General features: G+C 55.7%; 23 protein-coding genes and 1 tRNA gene. 15 read left to right on the top strand and 9 right to left on the bottom strand.

The genetic code is table 11. From position 1 onward, the window contains the following. Positions 1-10 precede the first annotated feature (10 nt). The 5 genes from NCN06_RS05710 to cpeB all read right to left on the bottom strand — a co-directional run bounded on the left by NCN06_RS05710 (position 11) and on the right by cpeB (position 4,222). The gene (locus tag NCN06_RS05710) at positions 11-649 is read right to left on the bottom strand and encodes a HEAT repeat domain-containing protein (RefSeq protein ID WP_226398222.1); all 639 of its coding nucleotides are present in this window, start codon (positions 647-649) and stop codon (positions 11-13) included. Positions 650-726: 77 nt separating this feature from the next. After that, positions 727-2,046, bottom strand: coding sequence for a HEAT repeat domain-containing protein (locus tag NCN06_RS05705; RefSeq protein ID WP_250398727.1), 1,320 nt, complete (start codon positions 2,044-2,046; stop codon positions 727-729). A 496-nt stretch (positions 2,047-2,542) separates the two neighbouring features. Next, positions 2,543-2,977, bottom strand: a complete 435-nt coding sequence (locus NCN06_RS05700) for a DUF2656 family protein (RefSeq protein WP_226398220.1) — start codon at positions 2,975-2,977, stop codon at positions 2,543-2,545. A gap of 134 nt (positions 2,978-3,111) precedes the next feature. Further along, a complete protein-coding gene (gene cpeA / locus NCN06_RS05695; protein ID WP_115022908.1) occupies positions 3,112-3,606 on the bottom strand; it encodes a C-phycoerythrin subunit alpha in 495 nt (164 codons plus the stop codon). 61 nt (positions 3,607-3,667) lie between these two features. Further along, on the bottom strand, positions 3,668-4,222 hold the full coding sequence (cpeB, locus tag NCN06_RS05690; protein ID WP_166017569.1) for a phycoerythrin subunit beta: 555 nt from the start codon (positions 4,220-4,222) through the stop codon (positions 3,668-3,670). Between the two features lie 310 nt (positions 4,223-4,532). Between cpeB and NCN06_RS05685 the strand changes: the two genes are divergently transcribed. The 10 genes from NCN06_RS05685 (at position 4,533) to NCN06_RS05640 (ending at position 10,696) form a co-directional block, all read left to right on the top strand. Next, a complete protein-coding gene (locus tag NCN06_RS05685; protein ID WP_226398219.1) occupies positions 4,533-4,766 on the top strand; it encodes a DUF8630 family protein in 234 nt (77 codons plus the stop codon). Positions 4,767-4,826: 60 nt separating this feature from the next. Continuing rightward, positions 4,827-5,438, top strand: a complete 612-nt coding sequence (locus NCN06_RS05680) for a phycobiliprotein lyase (protein ID WP_226398218.1) — start codon at positions 4,827-4,829, stop codon at positions 5,436-5,438. Between the two features lie 5 nt (positions 5,439-5,443). Continuing rightward, complete coding sequence (locus NCN06_RS05675) at positions 5,444-6,151, top strand: 15,16-dihydrobiliverdin:ferredoxin oxidoreductase (RefSeq protein ID WP_226398217.1); 708 nt, start codon at positions 5,444-5,446, stop codon at positions 6,149-6,151. Continuing rightward, a complete protein-coding gene (locus NCN06_RS05670; RefSeq protein WP_226398216.1) occupies positions 6,148-6,921 on the top strand; it encodes a phycoerythrobilin:ferredoxin oxidoreductase in 774 nt (257 codons plus the stop codon). Before NCN06_RS05675 ends, NCN06_RS05670 begins: the two co-directional genes overlap by 4 nt. A gap of 176 nt (positions 6,922-7,097) precedes the next feature. Then, entirely contained in the window at positions 7,098-7,616 is a 519-nt protein-coding gene (gene cpcB, locus NCN06_RS05665) for a C-phycocyanin subunit beta (protein ID WP_226398215.1), read from the top strand. Positions 7,617-7,658: 42 nt separating this feature from the next. Then, positions 7,659-8,147: a C-phycocyanin subunit alpha gene (gene cpcA / locus NCN06_RS05660; protein WP_115022894.1), complete on the top strand. Its 489-nt coding sequence runs from the start codon at positions 7,659-7,661 to the stop codon at positions 8,145-8,147. 74 nt (positions 8,148-8,221) lie between these two features. Continuing rightward, positions 8,222-8,815, top strand: a complete 594-nt coding sequence (locus NCN06_RS05655) for a chromophore lyase CpcT/CpeT (protein ID WP_226398214.1) — start codon at positions 8,222-8,224, stop codon at positions 8,813-8,815. Then, complete coding sequence (locus tag NCN06_RS05650; protein ID WP_226398256.1) at positions 8,815-9,588, top strand: HEAT repeat domain-containing protein; 774 nt, start codon at positions 8,815-8,817, stop codon at positions 9,586-9,588. Before NCN06_RS05655 ends, NCN06_RS05650 begins: the two co-directional genes overlap by 1 nt. After that, entirely contained in the window at positions 9,588-10,220 is a 633-nt protein-coding gene (gene cpcF, locus NCN06_RS05645) for a C-phycocyanin alpha-cysteine-84 phycocyanobilin lyase subunit CpcF (RefSeq protein WP_250398726.1), read from the top strand. Before NCN06_RS05650 ends, cpcF begins: the two co-directional genes overlap by 1 nt. Further along, positions 10,217-10,696, top strand: a complete 480-nt coding sequence (locus NCN06_RS05640) for a low molecular weight protein-tyrosine-phosphatase (protein WP_226398212.1) — start codon at positions 10,217-10,219, stop codon at positions 10,694-10,696. The genes cpcF and NCN06_RS05640 overlap by 4 nt, the downstream gene beginning before the upstream one ends. Here the strand turns inward: NCN06_RS05640 and NCN06_RS05635 are convergent. Beyond that, a complete protein-coding gene (locus NCN06_RS05635; protein WP_226398255.1) occupies positions 10,680-12,197 on the bottom strand; it encodes a bifunctional pantoate--beta-alanine ligase/(d)CMP kinase in 1,518 nt (505 codons plus the stop codon). The two genes, NCN06_RS05640 and NCN06_RS05635, sit on opposite strands and share 17 nt — an antisense overlap. Then, a complete protein-coding gene (locus NCN06_RS05630; protein WP_226398211.1) occupies positions 12,194-12,733 on the bottom strand; it encodes a septal ring lytic transglycosylase RlpA family protein in 540 nt (179 codons plus the stop codon). The genes NCN06_RS05635 and NCN06_RS05630 overlap by 4 nt, the downstream gene beginning before the upstream one ends. A 319-nt stretch (positions 12,734-13,052) precedes the next feature. Between NCN06_RS05630 and purM the strand changes: the two genes are divergently transcribed. Both purM and NCN06_RS05620 read left to right on the top strand, forming a co-directional pair. Next, positions 13,053-14,096 (top strand): phosphoribosylformylglycinamidine cyclo-ligase, encoded by a 1,044-nt coding sequence (gene purM, locus NCN06_RS05625; RefSeq protein ID WP_226398210.1) that lies wholly within the window; start codon positions 13,053-13,055, stop codon positions 14,094-14,096. 118 nt (positions 14,097-14,214) lie between these two features. Further along, entirely contained in the window at positions 14,215-14,847 is a 633-nt protein-coding gene (locus NCN06_RS05620; RefSeq protein ID WP_226398209.1) for a DUF8655 family protein, read from the top strand. A 9-nt stretch (positions 14,848-14,856) separates the two neighbouring features. Here the strand turns inward: NCN06_RS05620 and NCN06_RS05615 are convergent, their stop codons facing one another. After that, a complete protein-coding gene (locus tag NCN06_RS05615; RefSeq protein ID WP_226398208.1) occupies positions 14,857-15,873 on the bottom strand; it encodes an aldo/keto reductase in 1,017 nt (338 codons plus the stop codon). Between NCN06_RS05615 and NCN06_RS05610 the strand changes: the two genes are divergently transcribed. Continuing rightward, the gene (locus tag NCN06_RS05610; RefSeq protein WP_166017559.1) at positions 15,872-16,030 is read left to right on the top strand and encodes a DUF8639 family protein; all 159 of its coding nucleotides are present in this window, start codon (positions 15,872-15,874) and stop codon (positions 16,028-16,030) included. The genes NCN06_RS05615 and NCN06_RS05610 overlap by 2 nt on opposite strands. Next, positions 16,030-16,503, top strand: coding sequence for a hypothetical protein (locus NCN06_RS05605; protein ID WP_226398207.1), 474 nt, complete (start codon positions 16,030-16,032; stop codon positions 16,501-16,503). Before NCN06_RS05610 ends, NCN06_RS05605 begins: the two co-directional genes overlap by 1 nt. An 11-nt stretch (positions 16,504-16,514) precedes the next feature. On the opposite strand, the gene NCN06_RS05600 is transcribed toward NCN06_RS05605, so the two are convergent. Continuing rightward, positions 16,515-16,585: transfer RNA gene (locus NCN06_RS05600), tRNA-Cys, on the bottom strand. A 54-nt stretch (positions 16,586-16,639) separates the two neighbouring features. Here NCN06_RS05600 and NCN06_RS05595 point away from each other — a divergent pair. Next, a complete protein-coding gene (locus NCN06_RS05595; protein WP_226398254.1) occupies positions 16,640-17,860 on the top strand; it encodes a lipid-A-disaccharide synthase-related protein in 1,221 nt (406 codons plus the stop codon). The last annotated feature ends 7 nt before the right edge of the window (positions 17,861-17,867 follow it).

Genomic DNA, 17,867 nt, shown 5'->3' with positions numbered 1-17,867 from the left:
GGAAAAGATATTAACTTCTGGAATTTAATAGGTTCTGAAGTCGTGCCAATGCAGACTGAGCTGCTTCCTGAATCAATGGATCATCATTGTTTTCTTGAAGTTTATGTAAAGCATCTTCAGCCATAGGATTCGGGATATCGGCAAGAGCCTGAGATGCACTAAAGATCAAAGCCACATTTTCACTGCTGAGAGACCTTGCCAGAAGTCTTATTGCCTCTTCAGACTTAAATTGTTGCTTACCAATCTGACCGAGACACATCAAGGCACCTTGTACGACCACCATATCTGTATCATCAATCCCTTGTTCCAGCATCTCCATCACTGAATCAGGAAAAGGCTGATCAGGAAAGTTCTTGAACAATTGTACGAATGCCTTCGGACAACAACGCCTTGCAGTTTGATTCTCAGTTGTTGCATAAAGTTCGATCAAAGGATCGAATGCAGAACTCCCAAAGAAACCAATTCCTTTAACAGCCGCTCTATATACTTTGGGGTCATGATGACAGAAAAGTTCTAATAATTTTGGCATCGCCTCTTTCTGATAGTGCTCAGAAAGAATCAAACAGGCTTCTTCCTGAATCCTAGGATTGGGATGCATTAGATCCTCAAATAATGCCTCAATTGAAGGAATAATCGAATCGTCGCTCACTTAATAGACTAATCATTGAGTTTTCCATATTAGCATTGGATGTCTCGGGTCATAAGAAATTGGAATTTGGTTCTCAACTAACCAATAACTGCCTGTGCTTTCAGACGCAGCAAACTGTCGACATCAGATTCGACAAGCTGTTGTAGCTGACGTTGATATCGAATTTGCAGACGATCTGTCTGATCAGCTTGGATTAAGAGGAGGCCTGCATAACACATGTCCCAACCAGGCTTATTTTCTAGAGAAAAACAATTGTCCAGAATACAATCGTATTGACCAGGAAACAATTTAGCGAATGATAACAAAGCCGCTGGTGGTGATTTTCTAAATTGTGGGCGCTTATCTATAATCGCATCCGAGAGGATTTTATATATTCGAACAAGGGCTTCATCACTCCAACCTGCCTTCAGTCCAAACAAACGCATCAAAAAATAGTGCGCACCGTAGTCATTATGGGCTTTTTCTCGCCAGCAATTGTCAACAGCAATCCAAGTCTCTTCAGCATCGCAGTTTAAGAGCGCCTGCATCGCAAGATAACAACGACTGAAATCTGGGTGAAACAAGCCCTCTACCAAAAGCTGTGTAGGCATAGATTCAGCATAATGATGAAGAACAGTTATCGACCGAGGATCATCAAAAAAAAGTTGATCAACTGCTGTTATTGCGTGATCGTTTGAGAGTTTTTTTACAGGGTTATCAAATAAAGCTCGAACAGCTCGCATCCGAAATGCAGGGGAAATTGGTGCCTGGAGTAAATCAGATAAAAGCTCAACAGCATTCGCGTCGATCACATCTTGTACAGCCGACTGTCGATCCATTTGATTGGAACTGTACAAATGATCTGAAAGATCAGCCAGATGTGAATGATCTCCAGATAGCTGAATCATGGCGGCGATGGCTGCACCGCGCACCGAAGGCTTTTCATGAGCTGTAAGAGCCGAAATCGTTGAAATTGCTGATTTAACAGAAAGCTTAGATAAACTTTGAATTAAGACTCTTTGATTTTGACAAGTGTCATTCACCAAATGAATCATGCGTTGATGCACTTCAGGGTCTTGACAATTCAGACGAGCCAAAGCCCAAGCAGCATTCTCAACCATATAAATGTCAGAGCTATCTAAAAAATTCGCAATTTTAGGTTTGGCCTCTGTCACCCCTAATCGCGCAAGAACTTCTACAGCTTTTCGTTGTGCAAGACCTATAGGTGTAACTGTAGACGGCCTATCGAGAAAAATTAATAATGCTTGGCTTGTTATTGGGTCAGGAAAATTGATCAGGTGGGAAACGGCCATATAATAATCACTTTCACTCTCTAAATCATCAACTTTTTTAGATAAGATATTAACGGCCTCGCTTTGATCAAGGCCAGCATGAATATTATCAAAAACACCGGGCATCAGAAATGACCAACTTCTCAATGATTCTACATGCTGTAGATGATTGAATGCTTCACGTCAAGATAAGAAAGTATTAGCAAGCTTGCCAACAGACGATACAAGGGGCAAAATTCTTTTTATCCACTATAAAAAATTATGGGACCATTTCCAGGACGATTGATTCAGGTTTCGACAGGAGTGATGGACGGCTGTAGGCCCTCAACGCCACACACAGTTGGTGTTGATACCCGATTCATGGCGCAATGGATGCAAGCTTTTAGAAGTTGCAAAACATCGATCACATGTGTCGGGTGGAGCAAAGCCGAGCATCGTCCATTGACAGCAACACCTAAAACGAAAGAATCGACTTCCAAGGTACGACAACTAGTTGAGAAATTGACATCGACGTCTGAGTCTTCTTCTAGCAAGAAAACCTCAGACAAGATAGAAGAAAGTAAAGAGACCAAAAAAAGCTCTGGTCGTCGCAAAAATCGCCGAAAGCAGTCTTAAGGACTGCTTATAGGGATGCTGAGGAAACCTGAAAAATGGAATCTTCTGGACGCCCAGATTTAAGAACATCCCAATTGATCGCCTGAAGAAAAGCAACTTCATCGGTTGTTTCAACTAAGTCAACACCCCAATATCCCTCCTGGAGTGGAGCTCCAGGAGAAGCTTGGGAATCCTTCCTTCCACCGAGTGCCAAGACAACGTGGTTCATCTCATGCCCAAGTTGTCGACGGTATTGAGACCATGTCTGAACTAGATCAGCAGCCAGTTCTTGCGGCGACAAATCAGATGATATTGAGAGTTTCCAATGAGGATGATCGAAAACTGCAGTTGATGAAATATTTTCCGAAAGAGATTTAAGTGCTTGTGCAAGCTCCTCAAAATTCAATGCAGGCACGTGCTCTGATTGAACTTGTAAGTTATGAGATAGAACAAACGTTGTCATCAAAAAACAGTTTCTTTGAGAAATCTAATGGAATTGAAGCTTGTCTGTGATGGGTGATTCAAGGTCTTCCATCTGACGGACACAAAAAAGGGGGGAGCAAAGTGCCCCCCCCTCCAGCTAGAACCTTGAGCGGATCAAGAAAGAGCGTTGATCGCGTAATCAAGGTAGCTCTTGAACTCGTTCAGAGCCTGGGGGCTCATATCACGAGGTGCACAACCGCGGTTGCGGGTGTAGGTGAGAGCTTCAATGTATGCATTGGTGGGAAGACCCAAGGTGCGATACACCTCACGTGCTCCAGCAATGCCCCACTCATCGAGAGGGCCGGTACCACCAACGATGAGGCAGTAGTTGATCAAGCGCAGGTAGTGGCCGAGATCGCGGTAGCACTTGTCGACCTTCACCTGGCTATCACCGGCTTCACCGGGTTGCCGCAGGTAGGCGTACTTGTTGAAGCAAGCATCACCAGCTTCGCGGGTGACGTTGTCCAGACCGGCGGCCAGCTTTTCAGCAGCCTCCAGACGAGCAGCAGCTCGCTGAATATTGCCCTGAACAGCCTCAAGGTCGTTCTGAGAAGGGAAGCGACCGGCTGCATCAGCAGCGGTCACAACAGTGGTGACGACGGATTTCATTTGAGATCCTTAGGTAAAAGGTGCTGAGAAGGTAAAAAGAGAAGACTTGTTCGTCCGCAGATCAGCTGATAGCGCCAATCACACGATCGAAGTAGGAACCTGCTTCAGACACCAGTGCAGAGCAGTCGCCCTGAGTGGTTTCCATCTTGCGGTACTTAGCACCACCGCTTGCAGGGGTATTGGTCTGACCAATCAGAGCCGTAGCAGCGGATTTCATGATCGCAACTGCGCGGGCTGCAGACTGAGTAGGAACACCTAAAGCGATGTAGGTTTCCTTGAGACCGTTAAGGCAACGGTCGTCCAGCACGGAAGCGTCACCAGCCAGCAAGGCATAGCTGATGTAGCGAAGCACGATCTCACCATCGCGAAGGCAAGCAGCCATGCGACGCGTGGGGTAGCAGTTGCCTCCGGCCTGGATGAGACCTGTGTTTTCGCAGATCATTCCGGTTACCGCATCGGAGACGATGCAATAAGCGTTGGAGGTAATGGCATTGACAGCGTCCAGACGCTTGTTGCCTTCTTGCACATAGGAGCGGAGGCTAGCGAGGTCGCTACCACCAACAGGTGCAGTTTTGGCGTCAGCGCTGACGACTGTGCGGGAGAATGCGTCGAGCATTGGGGGCCAGACAGTTTGGGGGATGCAGTGCTTCGGGGACCGATGGGTGAGCAGGCCTTAGAGACCTGGTAGCCCAAGGGTGGTGGAAGCGCTGACCAAGGCTAAACTCAGTTGTCAGCTGGCTTTGCAAACAGGCCCCTTTACGCAAAAGTTTGTCACCTTGCGGGAATAGCAAGGAGTTCCTCCAGCTGAACAGGGCACCTTCAACAGCACTCTTTCCTTTGTTTGAGCAATGCTGAGCGAAGGTTCACAAAAGCGTTAAGCAGGCGAGTTGGAGGCTTAGTATCGCCAGGGTCAACATGTGAAATGCATGGACAACGCAGCGTCCGATTTACCCAGCATCCAAGAATTGCAAGAGTCTATTGAGGAATTAGCTGCCTACCGAGAAAGACTTTTTCAAGATGTAATTGGTCTAGGCAAAAAACTGCGCCTTTCACAGAAAAAAATCGACGCCACGGTAGCGGCGCATCCAGAGCTACAACGGCTCGACGAAGTCATGTCACAACTCGTCGCCCAGAAGAATGCGCAGCAGGCACAATCTTGATCCGCTTAGGCAATAATTCGTTCGTCGACTTGAATTCATCTATTCAACAGGTTCAAGCCAATGGTCAAAACACTTTCCCCGCCGATGACGATGGCGGATTTTTTTCAAGCCAGCCGCGGAACTTGGTTGAACAGGCGCGCTGTTCATCACCTCGACCACCAAGATGATGAAGCGGCAGACTCGAATCTAATCATTGAACCTTTCAACTCAGATGACCCAGTCGTATCCAAAATCTGCGATTCTTTGAACATTAAGACCGAAGACAGTTCTGGTGGAGCTAGATTTTGGTGGGAAAGCAACATCAAGAAGGGCGTCCGCAACGATGACTATGCGGCAGTCGTGATCGACGTCCCCTCCCACGATGATTCCCGCAAGGGTTTTCTTCTGAGAGATGTAGGCTATGTCGAGAAACAATCCGTACTGAGCACATACACTTTTGCGGACGACGGAGTGGTAACAATCACGACGCGATATGACACCAATGTTGGTATTGAACGGTGTTGGTTTGTGACAGATCAGATCAGAATGAGAGTAAGTTCTGTTCAGTGTTTAGACGGCGTTGCAATGACCACATATTGCACTGAGTTTCGATGCCCTACCGATGCTGAAATCGCCGGCATTTCCGAGCGTTCACTGAACCTGGCCATGGCGACCTCTACAAGCAAAGGCTGAACATCATGTTTGATCCATTTCTTGATGAATTGCATTCAGGGATCAAAGCCCGGGGCGCAGTGCCAATTGAGGTTCCCCCTGGTCTGAAGCACAATCAATCATCCAAGCGCTCCAGCACGATCCAAAGCTGGCTTTGGGACGTTCCTGGATTTCGTCGTTGGCGCGTTACAAGATTGGATGCTGGCGACAGCCTCCAGGTGCTGAATTCAGTTGCCTATCCGGATTACGCCTACGACCATCCTCTGATGGGAGTTGATCTTCTCTGGTTCGGAGCCAAGCAGAAGTTAGTGGCAGTTCTAGATTTCCAGCCCCTCGTTCAAGACAAGGATTACTTAGAACGGTACTTCGATGGTCTGAAGTCTCTCAATGCTCAATTCCCTGATCTCAACGGAGAAGAGACAATGCGGTCTTTCGACCCAAATCAGTATTTCTCCTCCTGGTTGCTTTTCTGCCGTGGCGGCTCGGAACAGGCCACAACATCACTGCCTCCTGCCTTTAGCGCTTTCCTAAAAGCTTATTGGAACTTGCACGACGAAGCAGTTAAAAACTCATCGTTCATCAATCCCGAAAAAGTAGAGCAGCTTCAAAAAAACTACGATATCTACAGCGCCGAGAGAGATCCTGCGCACGGCCTTTTCAGCAGTCATTTTGGCAGTGATTGGTCTGATCGTTTCCTGCACGAATTTCTTTTCCCTGAATCTGCTAAATCATGACGCTCCAGCGCGCTAACAGCTCTGACCCGCTCGCAATACCGGGCTGGGCATGGCAGCCATTTCTTGATGATGCGGTTGCGGCACTCCAGACATTTGAGCCGCAGCCCTACCCAATTGAACAAGATTTTTTATTCAAGCAGGGGCAAATTGGCTCACGGGCGAAGCCAGTCACCGTGACCACAGCCACATGGGCTTGCCGCACTGAAAAATTTCGGCAAGTTCGTGCCGCTTGTGTCAACGGGGGGGACGCAGCATCGGTACTTAATTTCGTCATCAATCCATCCTCCAAGTACGACTTGCCCTTTTTTGGAGGTGATCTCGTCACCCTGCCTGGCGGTCATCTTCTTGCACTCGACCTTCAGCCCGCCGATAAAAGCGATGAGCAACACACGCGACCGGTTTGGGATCAGTTGATGCCAATTTTTGAGCGGTGGCGCGAGAAATTACCCGACGGTGGGCCGATCCCCGAAGAAGCCCAGCCCTTCTTTTCTCCTGGCTTTCTCTGGACCCGTCTTCCTCTCGGGGAAGAAGGGGAGCACTTGATCGAAACCGTGGTACGACCTGCTTTCAATGAGTACTTGTCTCTTTATCTGCGGCTTGCGGCCACGGCTGAACCTGTCTCTAACCAGCGCTCTGAGGTTCTCTTCGCTGGTCAACGTCGTTACACCGACTATCGCGCCGAGAAAGACCCGGCCCGAGGAATGTTGACCCGCTTTCACGGCAGTGAGTGGACAGAGGCATACATCCACGAGGTGCTTTTCGATCTTTGAGAAAAGCCTCACCACTTCCTTGTTGTAGCAAGGGAGTTAAGCATTATGAACAGCTTTCGGGAGGCTCCGGAGCTGTTGGTCAGAATCGCAGGCGACGGGATGGAGGCAATAGCCTTCAGCACTCCCTTTCATGTCTGAGATTCCCCTTCCAGACGTAGTTCACAGGAACAACAACCATGTTCGACGCCTTCACCAAGGTTGTCGCCCAGGCCGATGCCCGGGGACAATTCATCAGCACCAGCGAGATCGACGCCCTCGCTTCCATGGTTTCCGACAGCAACAAGCGTCTGGATGCCGTTAACCGCATTTCCAGCAACGCTTCCAGCATTGTTGCTTCGGCCGCACGCCAGCTGTTTGCTCAGCAGCCCTCTTTGATTTCACCAGGCGGTAACGCTTACACCTCCCGTCGCATGGCAGCTTGCCTGCGTGACATGGAGATCATCCTGCGTTATGTCACCTACTCAGCTTTCACCGGCGACGCTTCCGTGATGGAAGACCGCTGCCTGAATGGCCTGCGTGAGACCTATCTCGCCCTTGGTACTCCTGGTGCATCGGTTGCAGCAGGCGTCAACCTGATGAAGGAGGCAGCCCTTGCCATCGTTAACGACAAAACAGGTATTTCCACTGGCGACTGCGCCTCGTTGAGTAGCGAGATCGGCACCTACTTCGATAAGGCCGCAGCATCCGTCGCCTGATCGACGCGTTGATCCGACGTCTTTCACTTCTCCTATCAACCAATGAAAACCCCTCTTACCGAAGCTGTTGCAGCAGCTGATTCCCAGGGTCGTTTCCTGAGCAACACCGAAGTTCAGGCTGCCTCCGGCCGTTTCAATCGCGCCAAAGCCAGTCTCGAAGCAGCCAAAGCGCTCACAAGCAAGGCCGATTCCTTGGTGAACGGCGCAGCACAAGCTGTGTACACCAAGTTCCCGTACACCACTCAGATGGCGGGCCCCAATTACTCAGCCACCCCCGAAGGCAAGGCCAAGTGTTCCCGTGACGTGGGCTACTACCTGCGCATGATCACTTACTGCCTGGTCGCTGGTGGTACTGGCCCCATGGACGACTACCTGATTGCCGGCCTGGCCGAAATCAACCGTACTTTTGAGCTCTCCCCTTCCTGGTACGTGGAAGCTCTGAAGCACATCAAGTCCAACCACGGCCTCAGCGGCGATGCTGCTACCGAAGCCAACAGCTACATCGACTACGCCATCAACGCCCTGATCTGATCGGGTGATGTTGTCTGCAAAGCCCCCTTCGGGGGGCTTTTTTTATTGTTCTTTTCTGGCCTTATCAGAGCGCTGTGATCACCCCCAATGTTCGGCGTTTTCTCAACCTGCTCTGCGGCGAGTACAGCAACCAGCAACAAGCCTTCGATAACCCGCCTCTCTATGCCCACATCTTCCTGAGGTATCGCCCCCTGGCACAGCTGCGTCCAGGATCGATCCTGCTCGAGCAGACCTACGCAGTCGACCCCAAGCATCCCTATCGGTTGCGCATGATCCGCGCTGAAGCACAGCCCTCCGGTGCCATCAAGCTTTGGAATCACATCTTCCGCGATCCGGAACGCTTCGCTGGGGCAACGTTTGACCCGCAACTGCGACTTGCGATTCAGGACAGTGATCTCATCAGCCTGGATCAATGCCACTACCAGGTGGTCGAACAACAGGACGGCTACCACGGGGCCATGGAGCCCGGCTGCCAATGCATCGTGCGGAGGGATGGAAAAGACACCGTGCTGGTGAGCAGCTTTCACCTGGAGGGGGAAGCACTATCAACCCTGGACCGCGGTCATGACCCAACCACAAATGAGCGCTGCTGGGGCTCGATCGCTGGACCGTTCCAGTTCAAGAAAACCCAAAGTTGGACAGCCGACATGACGTCGGCCTGGGTGTGATGGAACCGCTGAGTGAAGCGCAGGTGATCCAGAACCTTCGCCAAACAGAGGATCCTTCAGCGCAGTATTACGCCGCCTGGTGGCTGGGAAAGATGCGCAGCCGGCATCCAGATGCCATCCCTCTGCTGCTGAAAGCCCTTGAGGCATTGAATGACACACCGATCGATACCGAACGACGCGGTATAGCTCTCAACGCAATCCGTGCTCTTGCTCTGCTTAGGGATGCCAGGGCAGAAGAACGCCTGCTGCTGCTGCTGAGATCGAACGACTACACCGTGCGCGAAGAGGTCGTTCGCACTCTTGGAGCGATGGGCAGCCGTGGGGCTGTTGAGGGCATCCGCGCTTTGCTGGCAAGTGGATTGGAAGGGGCAGGACAAGAGCAGACCTCTTCCCCCTTACTCAACGAACCCTGTGAAGCCCTGCTGGAGGCCCTTGGTGACATTGGTGATGCCAGCAGCAGCAACCTCGCAGTGATTCAGCCGTTCACGAAGCATCCTCGGCCGTTGATCCGTTCAGCAGCCTGCCGAGCTCTGCTGCAGCTCACAGCACTTGATCACTGGGGAGTTGAACTCAAAAAGCTGCTGAACCATCCCGAACCGTTGGTTCGCCGTGGCGCGCTGCTCGACCTCGGAGCCACCGGCTGGATCGCCGCTATCCCCTCAATCCGCTCGGCTGCAGTAGAGCCCAGCCTGAAGCTGGTCGCACTCCGTGAACTGGCGGAACACAACGACGACCCAGACGAGGTCCTCGATGCGATGGATGGCCTGCTCTGATGACCACGACAGGACTAGCCCAGGCGATTCAGACGCTCGACCGCGCCACCAGCACCCCTGAACTGGTCCGAGCAACGCAAGCCCTCTGTGCACTGAACGACCTTGAGGCCGCCAAGCCACTCGTGAAGGTACTTGGATTCAACAATCCAGCGGTGGCAGCAGTGGCGACGCAGGGACTGATTCAGCTGGGACGAGACATCGTTCCCACTCTTCTGGTGAGTCTGGATTCCCGCAATTACGGAGCACGGGCATGGGTGGTGAAAGTGCTTGCAGCGCTAAGGGATCCACGGGGTCTTGATCTTCTCGAACATGCTCTCCAGGCCGACATTGCACCAAGCGTGCGGCGCTCAGCAACCCGCGGCCTGGCGGACTTGGAGCTGCCCAAAGACGCGGGGGAAGATCAGCTTGAACGTTGCTTCCAGGGACTGCTCAAAGCGGGACGAGACGACGAGTGGGTCGTGCGTTACGCAGCTGCCTACGGACTCGAGCAGCGTTTGCTCGGCACGACTGTGTCGCAGCAACTAGCAGAACAGGGCCATGCCTCGCTGAAGCAGCTCGCTTCCAATGCTGAGGGTGTCAGGGTGGTGCAGCTGCGGGCCCAACGAGCCCTCCAACGCATCAACGCCGGATGACCCAAAAACTGTTGTTCGTCTGCCTTGGCAATATCTGCCGCTCTCCAGCAGCCGAAGGCGTATTTCTGCATCTGCTGCAGGAACGTGGTCTCAGCGATCAATTCGTGGTGGATTCCGCCGGAACAGGCGGATGGCATGTGGGCAATCCGGCGGACCGACGGATGCAGGGAGCGGCCAACCGCCGCGGCATTCAGCTGCCCAGCCGCGCACGACAGATCAGCCTCGACGATTTCTCGAGTTTCGATCTGGTGCTGACCATGGACTACGACAATCTCACCGCCGTGCAAGGACTGGCCAGGGAAGCTGGCCCAAGGGCGACAGCCACCATCAAACCGATGCTCAGCTACGCCCGCAGCTTCTCTGAAACAGAGGTCCCCGATCCCTATTACGGAGGCGACGCGGGCTTCGAGCATGTGCTCGACCTGCTCGAGGATGCCTGTTCCAACCTGCTCGACGAGCTCAGCCCGCCGGCGTAGGCCAGGCTTCTTCGGCCACTCGAGACCGAAACTCCGTCACCAGGGCGTCGATCACAGCCGCAATGCTCATGCCATCGGTGACGAGCTCCACAGCATCGTCTGCCTGCACCAAGGGGGCTTCCTCGCGGGTGCTATCGAGATGGTCCCGTTCGGCGATCTGTGCCTCGAGCTCAGATCGCTCAGGCACCGGGAAACCCCGCTGCTCAAGATCAAGGGCTCGACGCCGGGCGCGCTCGCCCACCGTGGCCGTCAGAAACACCTTTAGATCAGCATCCGGAAAAACAGCCGTGCCGATGTCGCGACCTTCCGCAACCAAGCCACCCTTGGCACCCATCGCCTTCTGCTGTGCCGTCAGCGCTTGCCTCACGCAGCGGTGAGCCGCCACAGCCGAGACCGACGCTGTGACTTCAGGGGAGCGAATCGCGTCGCTCACGTCCTGCCCGTTCACCAACACCTGCTGGCCGCCACCGGGCAGCGACCGCAGCTGAAGATCCAAGGCATTCAAGAGAGCCTCAATGGACGTCGCATCCTGGGGGTCCACACCGTTTTGTTGCACCAACCAGGTCACCGACCGGTACATCGCGCCGGTATCGAGGTAGACCAGCCCCAACCGCTCAGCAAAAGCCCGGGTAACGGTGCTTTTCCCGGCACCGGCCGGGCCATCAATGGCAACGAGAGGCTGGCGAGTCATCAGGAAGACATGATCGATCAAACGGGTCGTCCCGCAGCGCACCGCCGCGGCCAGCAGCGAGATGGCGGTTTCAGACCCACAGGGCTGAAGACTGAGGGGATCGACCCTCTCTACATACTCCACCTCAAGCCCCGCATCACACAGGCTCCTGCGGACTGAATCCTTGGGATCGTTCTGATCAGCACGGCGCAAAGCTGCTGGCAGAGCAGCAGCCCGCTCACGATCCGCAGCAGAGAGGTACTGGTTGCGGGAACTCAATGCCAGGCCATCCGCTTCACGAAGCGTGGGAACCCCCTGCACCGCCAGGTTCAAATCCAGATCAGCGACCAACCGGCGCAGGATCACGAGCTGCTGCCAATCCTTTTCACCTAGCCAAAGACATGAGGGCTTCACCAGCTGCAGGAGACGGGCCACGACTGTGACCACACCATCAAAGTGACCTGGACGGGATGCGCCGCAGAGATGGGACTGGAGGGCGGCCGGCGCTGACCGGGACACAACTGAATTGAGTCCACCGGGGTAGACCGTGTCGACACTCGGAGCCCAGAGGGCGTTGGCGCCACTGCCTTGGGCTAAAACCCGATCCGCCTCGAGCGCGCGGGGGTAGCGGTCGAAATCTTCGGTAGGACCGAATTGGAGTGGGTTGACGAACACACTCACAAGAACAGGGCCTTGTTGGGCAGCTCGGCGAATCAGCTGGCCGTGGCCTTCATGCAAACCACCCATGGTGGGCACGAATTGAAGCGGTCCACGGAGGCCAGTCCGGAAGATCTCCAGCTCGGCTTGCGTGGAGAGAACAACAAGGCTCAGCGCAGCACCTCAAGCTTGACTTGGGCAATTCCAGAGGCGGTCAGCCCAAGATCGGAGGCGGCGCCGTGGCCAAGGTCGATCACACGGTGATAAACGAAGGGCCCACGATCATTGATGCGAATAACAGCGCTTCGCCCGTTCCAAAGATTGGTCACACGAACCTTGGTGCCGAAGGGAAGCGTGCGATGGGCCGCCGTCATCGTGCCGGGCTGATAGACCTCGCCATTCGCTGTTCGGTTGCCATAAAAACCGGGGCCGTACCAACTGGCTTCTCCGGTGATGACTTTGACGACGTCAGGGACGACCCTCAGCTTGGGCTTAGGGAGCTCCGCTGCAGGGGGTGCATCGACTTGCTTGACCTCTGCAGGAGAGAGCGTTGCCTGCAACTCAGACACCTGTGGCTCGACGACCAGATCGAGGGGATCCAGGCGTTCTGCACCATCAACAGCCAGAAAATCGCTTGCCACCACGGGCAAGAGTGCAGCACTACCTGAAATCGCTCCGGAGAGCGTGGCCACCGTCAGAAGGACTCGCATGCAGAGCGGCTTGACCAACGAAACGGAACTGAAGTCGCAGTTCTCGAGCGTTGACTGGCCTAATCAAACAGTTGCTTGAGAACCTAAAAAAACCGCTCCCGAAAGAAAATGGGGCCCCATCGCCATGACCGTCACAACAACCCAAGCCCGACTGCACCGGCAATCCCTGCACTGACTGGCAGATCAACGCCCAAAAGCAAGCCCCCACGCATAAGCCGGGAATAAAGAAACGATAAGCAGATCGAATCAGAAGCTGTGCCGGCAGCCCAAGCCGCACAGGCGCCCCGGCATTGCAGGATCATTGCAACGGATTCATTCCATGGATTACAAGAGCGCTGGAGTTGACGTTGAAGCCGGACGTGCGTTCGTGCAGCGCATCAAGGCCTCTGTGGAAGCCACCCACCGACCGGAGGTCATCGGAGGCCTTGGGGGATTTGGGGGGGTGATGCGCCTCCCCAGCGGCCTGCGAAAGCCCCTGCTGGTGTCGGGCACCGATGGCGTCGGAACCAAATTGGAACTGGCCCAGGAGCATGGCAGCCATCACGGCGTTGGCATCGACCTGGTGGCGATGTGCGTCAACGATGTGATCACCTCAGGAGCAGCGCCTCTCTTTTTTCTGGATTACATGGCCACTGGTGCTCTGGCGCCGTCGGCGATGGCTGAGGTCGTGGAGGGAATCGCCGATGGATGCAGGCAAAGCGGCTGTGCCTTGCTCGGTGGAGAAACCGCGGAGATGCCGGGGTTCTATCCCAAGGGGCGCTACGACCTCGCCGGCTTTTGCGTGGCCGTCGTCGAAGAAGACCAACTCATTGACGGCCAGCGCATCCAGCCTGGCGACAGCGTGATCGGTGTGGCCAGCAGCGGCGTGCACAGCAATGGCTTCAGCCTGGTGCGCAAGGTGCTGCAACGTGCCAATGCTGATGCGAGCACCGTTTATGGCGATGACCAGCGGCCTCTGATCAGCGACCTACTGGCAGCCACAACCCTGTATGCCGACCTCGTGCAACATCTGCTGCAGGGCGGATGTGAGCTCCACGGAATGGCCCACATCACAGGCGGGGGACTACCGGAAAACCTGCCGCGGTGCCTGCCAGAAGGCTTATCTGCTCGCATCGACGCCACCAGCTGGACCAGGCCTCCACTCTTCCGCTGGCTGCAGGACGCAGGAGACATTCCCGAACGGGACCTCTGGCACACGTTCAACCTCGGCATCGGTTTCTGTCTGGTTGTGCCGGCAGGGAGTGAAGGCACTGTCATCGATTACTGCCGCGTCAAACAACATCAGGCCTGGGTGATTGGCGACGTGGCGTCCAAGTCCAACGACCCGGGTAACACAACGGCTCTGGAGGGGGTGCCCGCCTGATTGCGTCAGTTTCAGACGGGTTCAATGCAGCTGAGCACCAGAACGGAAAGGATCGAATAGGGTGCTGCCAAGCACATCGGAATCTTTTCCGATAGCAACGTCAATACATTTATTTTCAATGCCTTTTGATAAGCCCCAGCGCATCACGCGACGTCGATCGTCTGCAGGACCGGTTCCACCAAGACGCCCTTTAGCTTCCGGACAAGACAGGCAGCAGGGCTACAGGCAGGGTGCAAGGCCGACATTTCTCACACTGCGAGATCACGGCAAGGTCTTCGTGGCCGACATGCCGTACCTCTCAGATGGGCAGTTGGCCCACATCGGGAAAGAAGCCGAAGAGGTTTTGGAAAGCCTTGAACGGCGGATTCAAGACATGGAGCAGGAGCTCAGTCAGGGCCCTCAGGAGCGCGACACCCTGATCAAGGCGTGCACCAAACGCGACGTCACCCGACGATTCATCCGCGCCATTCAGGACGAGCAGGAGAACCGTCAGAACAACCCTGCTTTAAAGAGCGCTGCAAGCGAATCCCTACCTCGCACATTTCTGGAGGTCGCCCGGCATCGACTGCCCGGGGCAACCTTCGATTCACTCCTGCAAGAAGCGCTAACCGCCTGCGCTCAACAGCAGGAGGCCTCCCCCGCTCCCACTCCCCGGGAACCCTCCGAAGACAAGGTCATTCCGATTCGCACCAACGGAGATAGCCTCCCAGTCGTGGTGAGTCCAGCCCCCGAATCCGCCTCGGAGGCCTGAGCATCTCGTTTAGCGACTCTGGAATGGATTAGCGGGCATCCGCTCGCTGCAACTGCATCGGGCAGCATCCAAACGCTGGCATTCCTGCGTCGACAAGGACCACTGCAGTGCACCGGCAACATCCCTTGCTTGGTTCGGAGTTCGTAGCCCAGGAATCGGCGTCGTACCCAGTGATCTGCACCAGTTCAAGGCGACTTGCACCATCGTTGCTCCATGCTCGATCGCGATGGCATGCATCACCCTGCGCAGCTCAAAACTTGCGGGAAGGAGTCGCCGGAACAGACGACGTCTCAACCAGGTTGCGGGAAGCGTCTGCTCAGCCCCGGGAGGACATCCAAGGACGCCGAAGGCCAGAGGGCTGTAAGCCAAAACCTCCACATCCCTGTCCCTGCTGACGGCGATCAACTCGAGCAGCTGATCATCCCCAGGCGCCAAGAGTGAACACTGAACCTGAACACTGCGCAGGGAAACACCGCGTTCCAACAGACGGTTGTGGATCAACGCCAAGCGCTGGGGGCCCAAATTGGACAGCCCCAGCTCGGAGACCCGGCCACAAAGCACGAGCTCAGCCAAGCCATCGAGAAGGCCTGCCTCTTGCCAAGGCGCATAGCGAGCGGTGCTCCAGTGCAACTGCACCCGCTGGAGCTGCCCTTTGAGACGCTTTCGGCTGGCCTCAAAGGCGGCATCGAATCCTCGACGGCCCCATCTCCAGGGGAAGGGTGCCAACTTTGTCGCGACCATCAGCTGGGATCGACGAAGGGCTGGCAACTCAGCAATGAATTCGCCAAGAAGCTCTTCACTGCGCCCAGTCAGCCTCCCCGTGCCATAGGAATCCGCTGTATCCACCAGGTTGAGCCCAGAACTAAGGGCCTGTCGAAACGTGTCGCGCAGTCGACCATCGTCCCGCTCGGGGTCGTATCCCCAAACCGCCTTGTTACCCCAGGCCCAGGTGCCAAAACCGATGCCGTTCAACGGGGCGACGCTGCTGCCAGCCATGATCGCCTTCATCTCGTCCAGCTGCGTCATGACCGCATCCCCCGCACAGGAGCCTGCGACATCGCCCGATCAGGCTGTGGAGGGATCGTCTGCAGACGAGGAACGCATCCTCTGCAACCACTGCCGAAGAACCGCCAGCAACGGGATTCGCTGCCTGGGCATGTGCGTCGCCGACAGTGATTACTGATGATCCGCCTGTGGCTGGCTTCCCTGCTGCTCGCCGTTCCTGCAACGGCCAATCCAATGCTGACCTTTGGCCGCTTGGAGCACAGGCCTTCAAAATGCCGCATCCTTGTCGACGGGCGTCCCTTGGATTGCAAGCGCCTCCAGATCAGTGCGAACGGAAGTAGTGGCCTGCGGCTTCGCTTCATCGGAGACGATGAGGCGACGGGGGGCAGTTTTCAATTGAGCTTCGTGAGCCTTGATGGAGACCAGGGCAGTCCGCTTCTCTGCGACCGCTCCGGCTGCCGCTTGGATCAGCGCAGCTGGAGCGCGAGCCTGCTCAGCACCGCATGGGCCCGCTTTGACGCCAGAGGACTTCCCACGGGCCTGCCAGTGGCACGCACAGCCACTGGCAGCTGTTGGATTGATGCCGAAACCGTCAACTGCGAGAGTCACTCACGCAACATTCCCGCAATGAGCGCGGAGGCTCAACTGTGACGAGGATTAAAAGGCGGCACCCAGATTCGAACTGGGGATAAAGGATTTGCAATCCTCTGCCTTACCACTTGGCCATGCCGCCGCTGGGGAACAGCCGCTCCCATCAGGGGATCGTATCAGCCATGCCCCTGGCTCTCTGCTGTTTCTCTGCAATGGCCACGGCGAAGACCTGATCACCCTGCGGATCATCCAGGCCGTCCATCGACGTGCTCCCCGACTTTCCCTATCCGTGCTTCCTCTGGTGGGAACCGGCCGTGTTTTTGATGCTGCGGTTCAGCAGGGATGGTTAACGCGCATGGGGCCTAAAGCGGCTCTACCAAGCGGTGGCTTCAGCAACCAAAGCCTGCGGGGACTGCTGGCGGACCTCAGCGCTGGCCTCCCAACCCTGAGCTGGAGCCAGTGGCGCCTGGTGCGCCGCCTGGGTCATCACCACCAACCCATCGTTGCCGTCGGCGATCTGCTGCCGCTGCTGATGGCCTGGAGCAGTGGCTCCCCTTTTGGTTTCATCGGCACCCCCAAGAGCGACTACACCTGGCGCAGCGGGCCCGGACGGGCAAGAAGCGACTGCTACCACCTGCTCAAAGGCAGTGAGTGGGATCCCTGGGAATGGAGCTTGATGCGCTCGCGGCGCTGTCGAGTTGTGGCCATGCGTGATCGCCTCACGGCCCGTGGCCTGCGCCGCAAAGGAGTGGATGCTCTGTCTCCGGGCAATCCGATGATGGATGGCCTACGAATTCATCCGTTGCCGTCGGCCCTAGAACGCTGCCGACGGGTGCTCCTGCTCTGCGGCAGTCGCATGCCGGAGGCCCAGCGCAACCTGCAGCGGTTGGTTCGCAGCGCCATGGCCCTGCCCGGCAGTGTCCCGATGGCACTGCTCGTGGCCGTCGGCGCCCAACCCGATGCAAAGGCCCTGAGCGACAGTCTTGAACAACTGGGTTTTCGACGCAGCCTTCCTCCTTCGGACCAACTGGGTGCCGAAGCGTGCTGGGTGAAAGGAGCCTGTCTGGTGCTGATCGGGCGAGGTTGCTTTGACCAATGGGCCGGCTGGGCGGAAGCCGGCATCGCCACCGCCGGAACGGCGACGGAACAATTGGTGGGGCTAGGCATTCCTGCCCTGTCCCTGCCGGGACGAGGACCACAGTTCAAGCCAGGCTTCGCCCGCCGTCAGAGCCGCCTGTTGGGGGGAGCGGTTCGTCCGTGCTCTGACGAATCCGAGCTCACCAGACGGCTCGAATACCTCCTGGATGACCCGGCACTCCGCTCCCACTTGGGACGAATCGGTGCTCAGCGGATGGGACCTGCAGGAGGGAGCGATCAGCTGGCACGCCTCATCCTGGATCGCTTCAACGGATACTGAAGACACC

The sequence above is a fragment of the Synechococcus sp. MU1648 genome, assembly GCF_023630615.1.
GTDB lineage: Bacteria > Cyanobacteriota > Cyanobacteriia > PCC-6307 > Cyanobiaceae > Parasynechococcus.
This window is presented reverse-complemented; position numbering and strand designations above follow the sequence as displayed.

Excerpts from the sequence above, each read along its gene's own strand:
- NCN06_RS05705 (WP_250398727.1), bottom strand. The coding sequence starts at position 2,046 with ATGCCCGGTGTTTTTGATAATATTCATGCTGGCCTTGATCAAAGCGAG.
- NCN06_RS05700 (WP_226398220.1), bottom strand. The coding sequence starts at position 2,977 with ATGACAACGTTTGTTCTATCTCATAACTTACAAGTTCAATCAGAGCAC.
- cpeA (WP_115022908.1), bottom strand. The coding sequence starts at position 3,606 with ATGAAATCCGTCGTCACCACTGTTGTGACCGCTGCTGATGCAGCCGGT.
- cpeB (WP_166017569.1), bottom strand. The coding sequence starts at position 4,222 with ATGCTCGACGCATTCTCCCGCACAGTCGTCAGCGCTGACGCCAAAACT.
- NCN06_RS05685 (WP_226398219.1), top strand. The coding sequence starts at position 4,533 with ATGGACAACGCAGCGTCCGATTTACCCAGCATCCAAGAATTGCAAGAG.
- NCN06_RS05680 (WP_226398218.1), top strand. The coding sequence starts at position 4,827 with ATGGTCAAAACACTTTCCCCGCCGATGACGATGGCGGATTTTTTTCAA.
- NCN06_RS05675 (WP_226398217.1), top strand. The coding sequence starts at position 5,444 with ATGTTTGATCCATTTCTTGATGAATTGCATTCAGGGATCAAAGCCCGG.
- NCN06_RS05670 (WP_226398216.1), top strand. The coding sequence starts at position 6,148 with ATGACGCTCCAGCGCGCTAACAGCTCTGACCCGCTCGCAATACCGGGC.
- cpcB (WP_226398215.1), top strand. The coding sequence starts at position 7,098 with ATGTTCGACGCCTTCACCAAGGTTGTCGCCCAGGCCGATGCCCGGGGA.
- cpcA (WP_115022894.1), top strand. The coding sequence starts at position 7,659 with ATGAAAACCCCTCTTACCGAAGCTGTTGCAGCAGCTGATTCCCAGGGT.
- NCN06_RS05650 (WP_226398256.1), top strand. The coding sequence starts at position 8,815 with ATGGAACCGCTGAGTGAAGCGCAGGTGATCCAGAACCTTCGCCAAACA.
- cpcF (WP_250398726.1), top strand. The coding sequence starts at position 9,588 with ATGACCACGACAGGACTAGCCCAGGCGATTCAGACGCTCGACCGCGCC.
- NCN06_RS05640 (WP_226398212.1), top strand. The coding sequence starts at position 10,217 with ATGACCCAAAAACTGTTGTTCGTCTGCCTTGGCAATATCTGCCGCTCT.
- NCN06_RS05630 (WP_226398211.1), bottom strand. The coding sequence starts at position 12,733 with ATGCGAGTCCTTCTGACGGTGGCCACGCTCTCCGGAGCGATTTCAGGT.
- purM (WP_226398210.1), top strand. The coding sequence starts at position 13,053 with ATGGATTACAAGAGCGCTGGAGTTGACGTTGAAGCCGGACGTGCGTTC.
- NCN06_RS05620 (WP_226398209.1), top strand. The coding sequence starts at position 14,215 with ATGCCTTTTGATAAGCCCCAGCGCATCACGCGACGTCGATCGTCTGCA.
- NCN06_RS05610 (WP_166017559.1), top strand. The coding sequence starts at position 15,872 with ATGACCGCATCCCCCGCACAGGAGCCTGCGACATCGCCCGATCAGGCT.
- NCN06_RS05615 (WP_226398208.1), bottom strand. The coding sequence starts at position 15,873 with ATGACGCAGCTGGACGAGATGAAGGCGATCATGGCTGGCAGCAGCGTC.
- NCN06_RS05605 (WP_226398207.1), top strand. The coding sequence starts at position 16,030 with ATGATCCGCCTGTGGCTGGCTTCCCTGCTGCTCGCCGTTCCTGCAACG.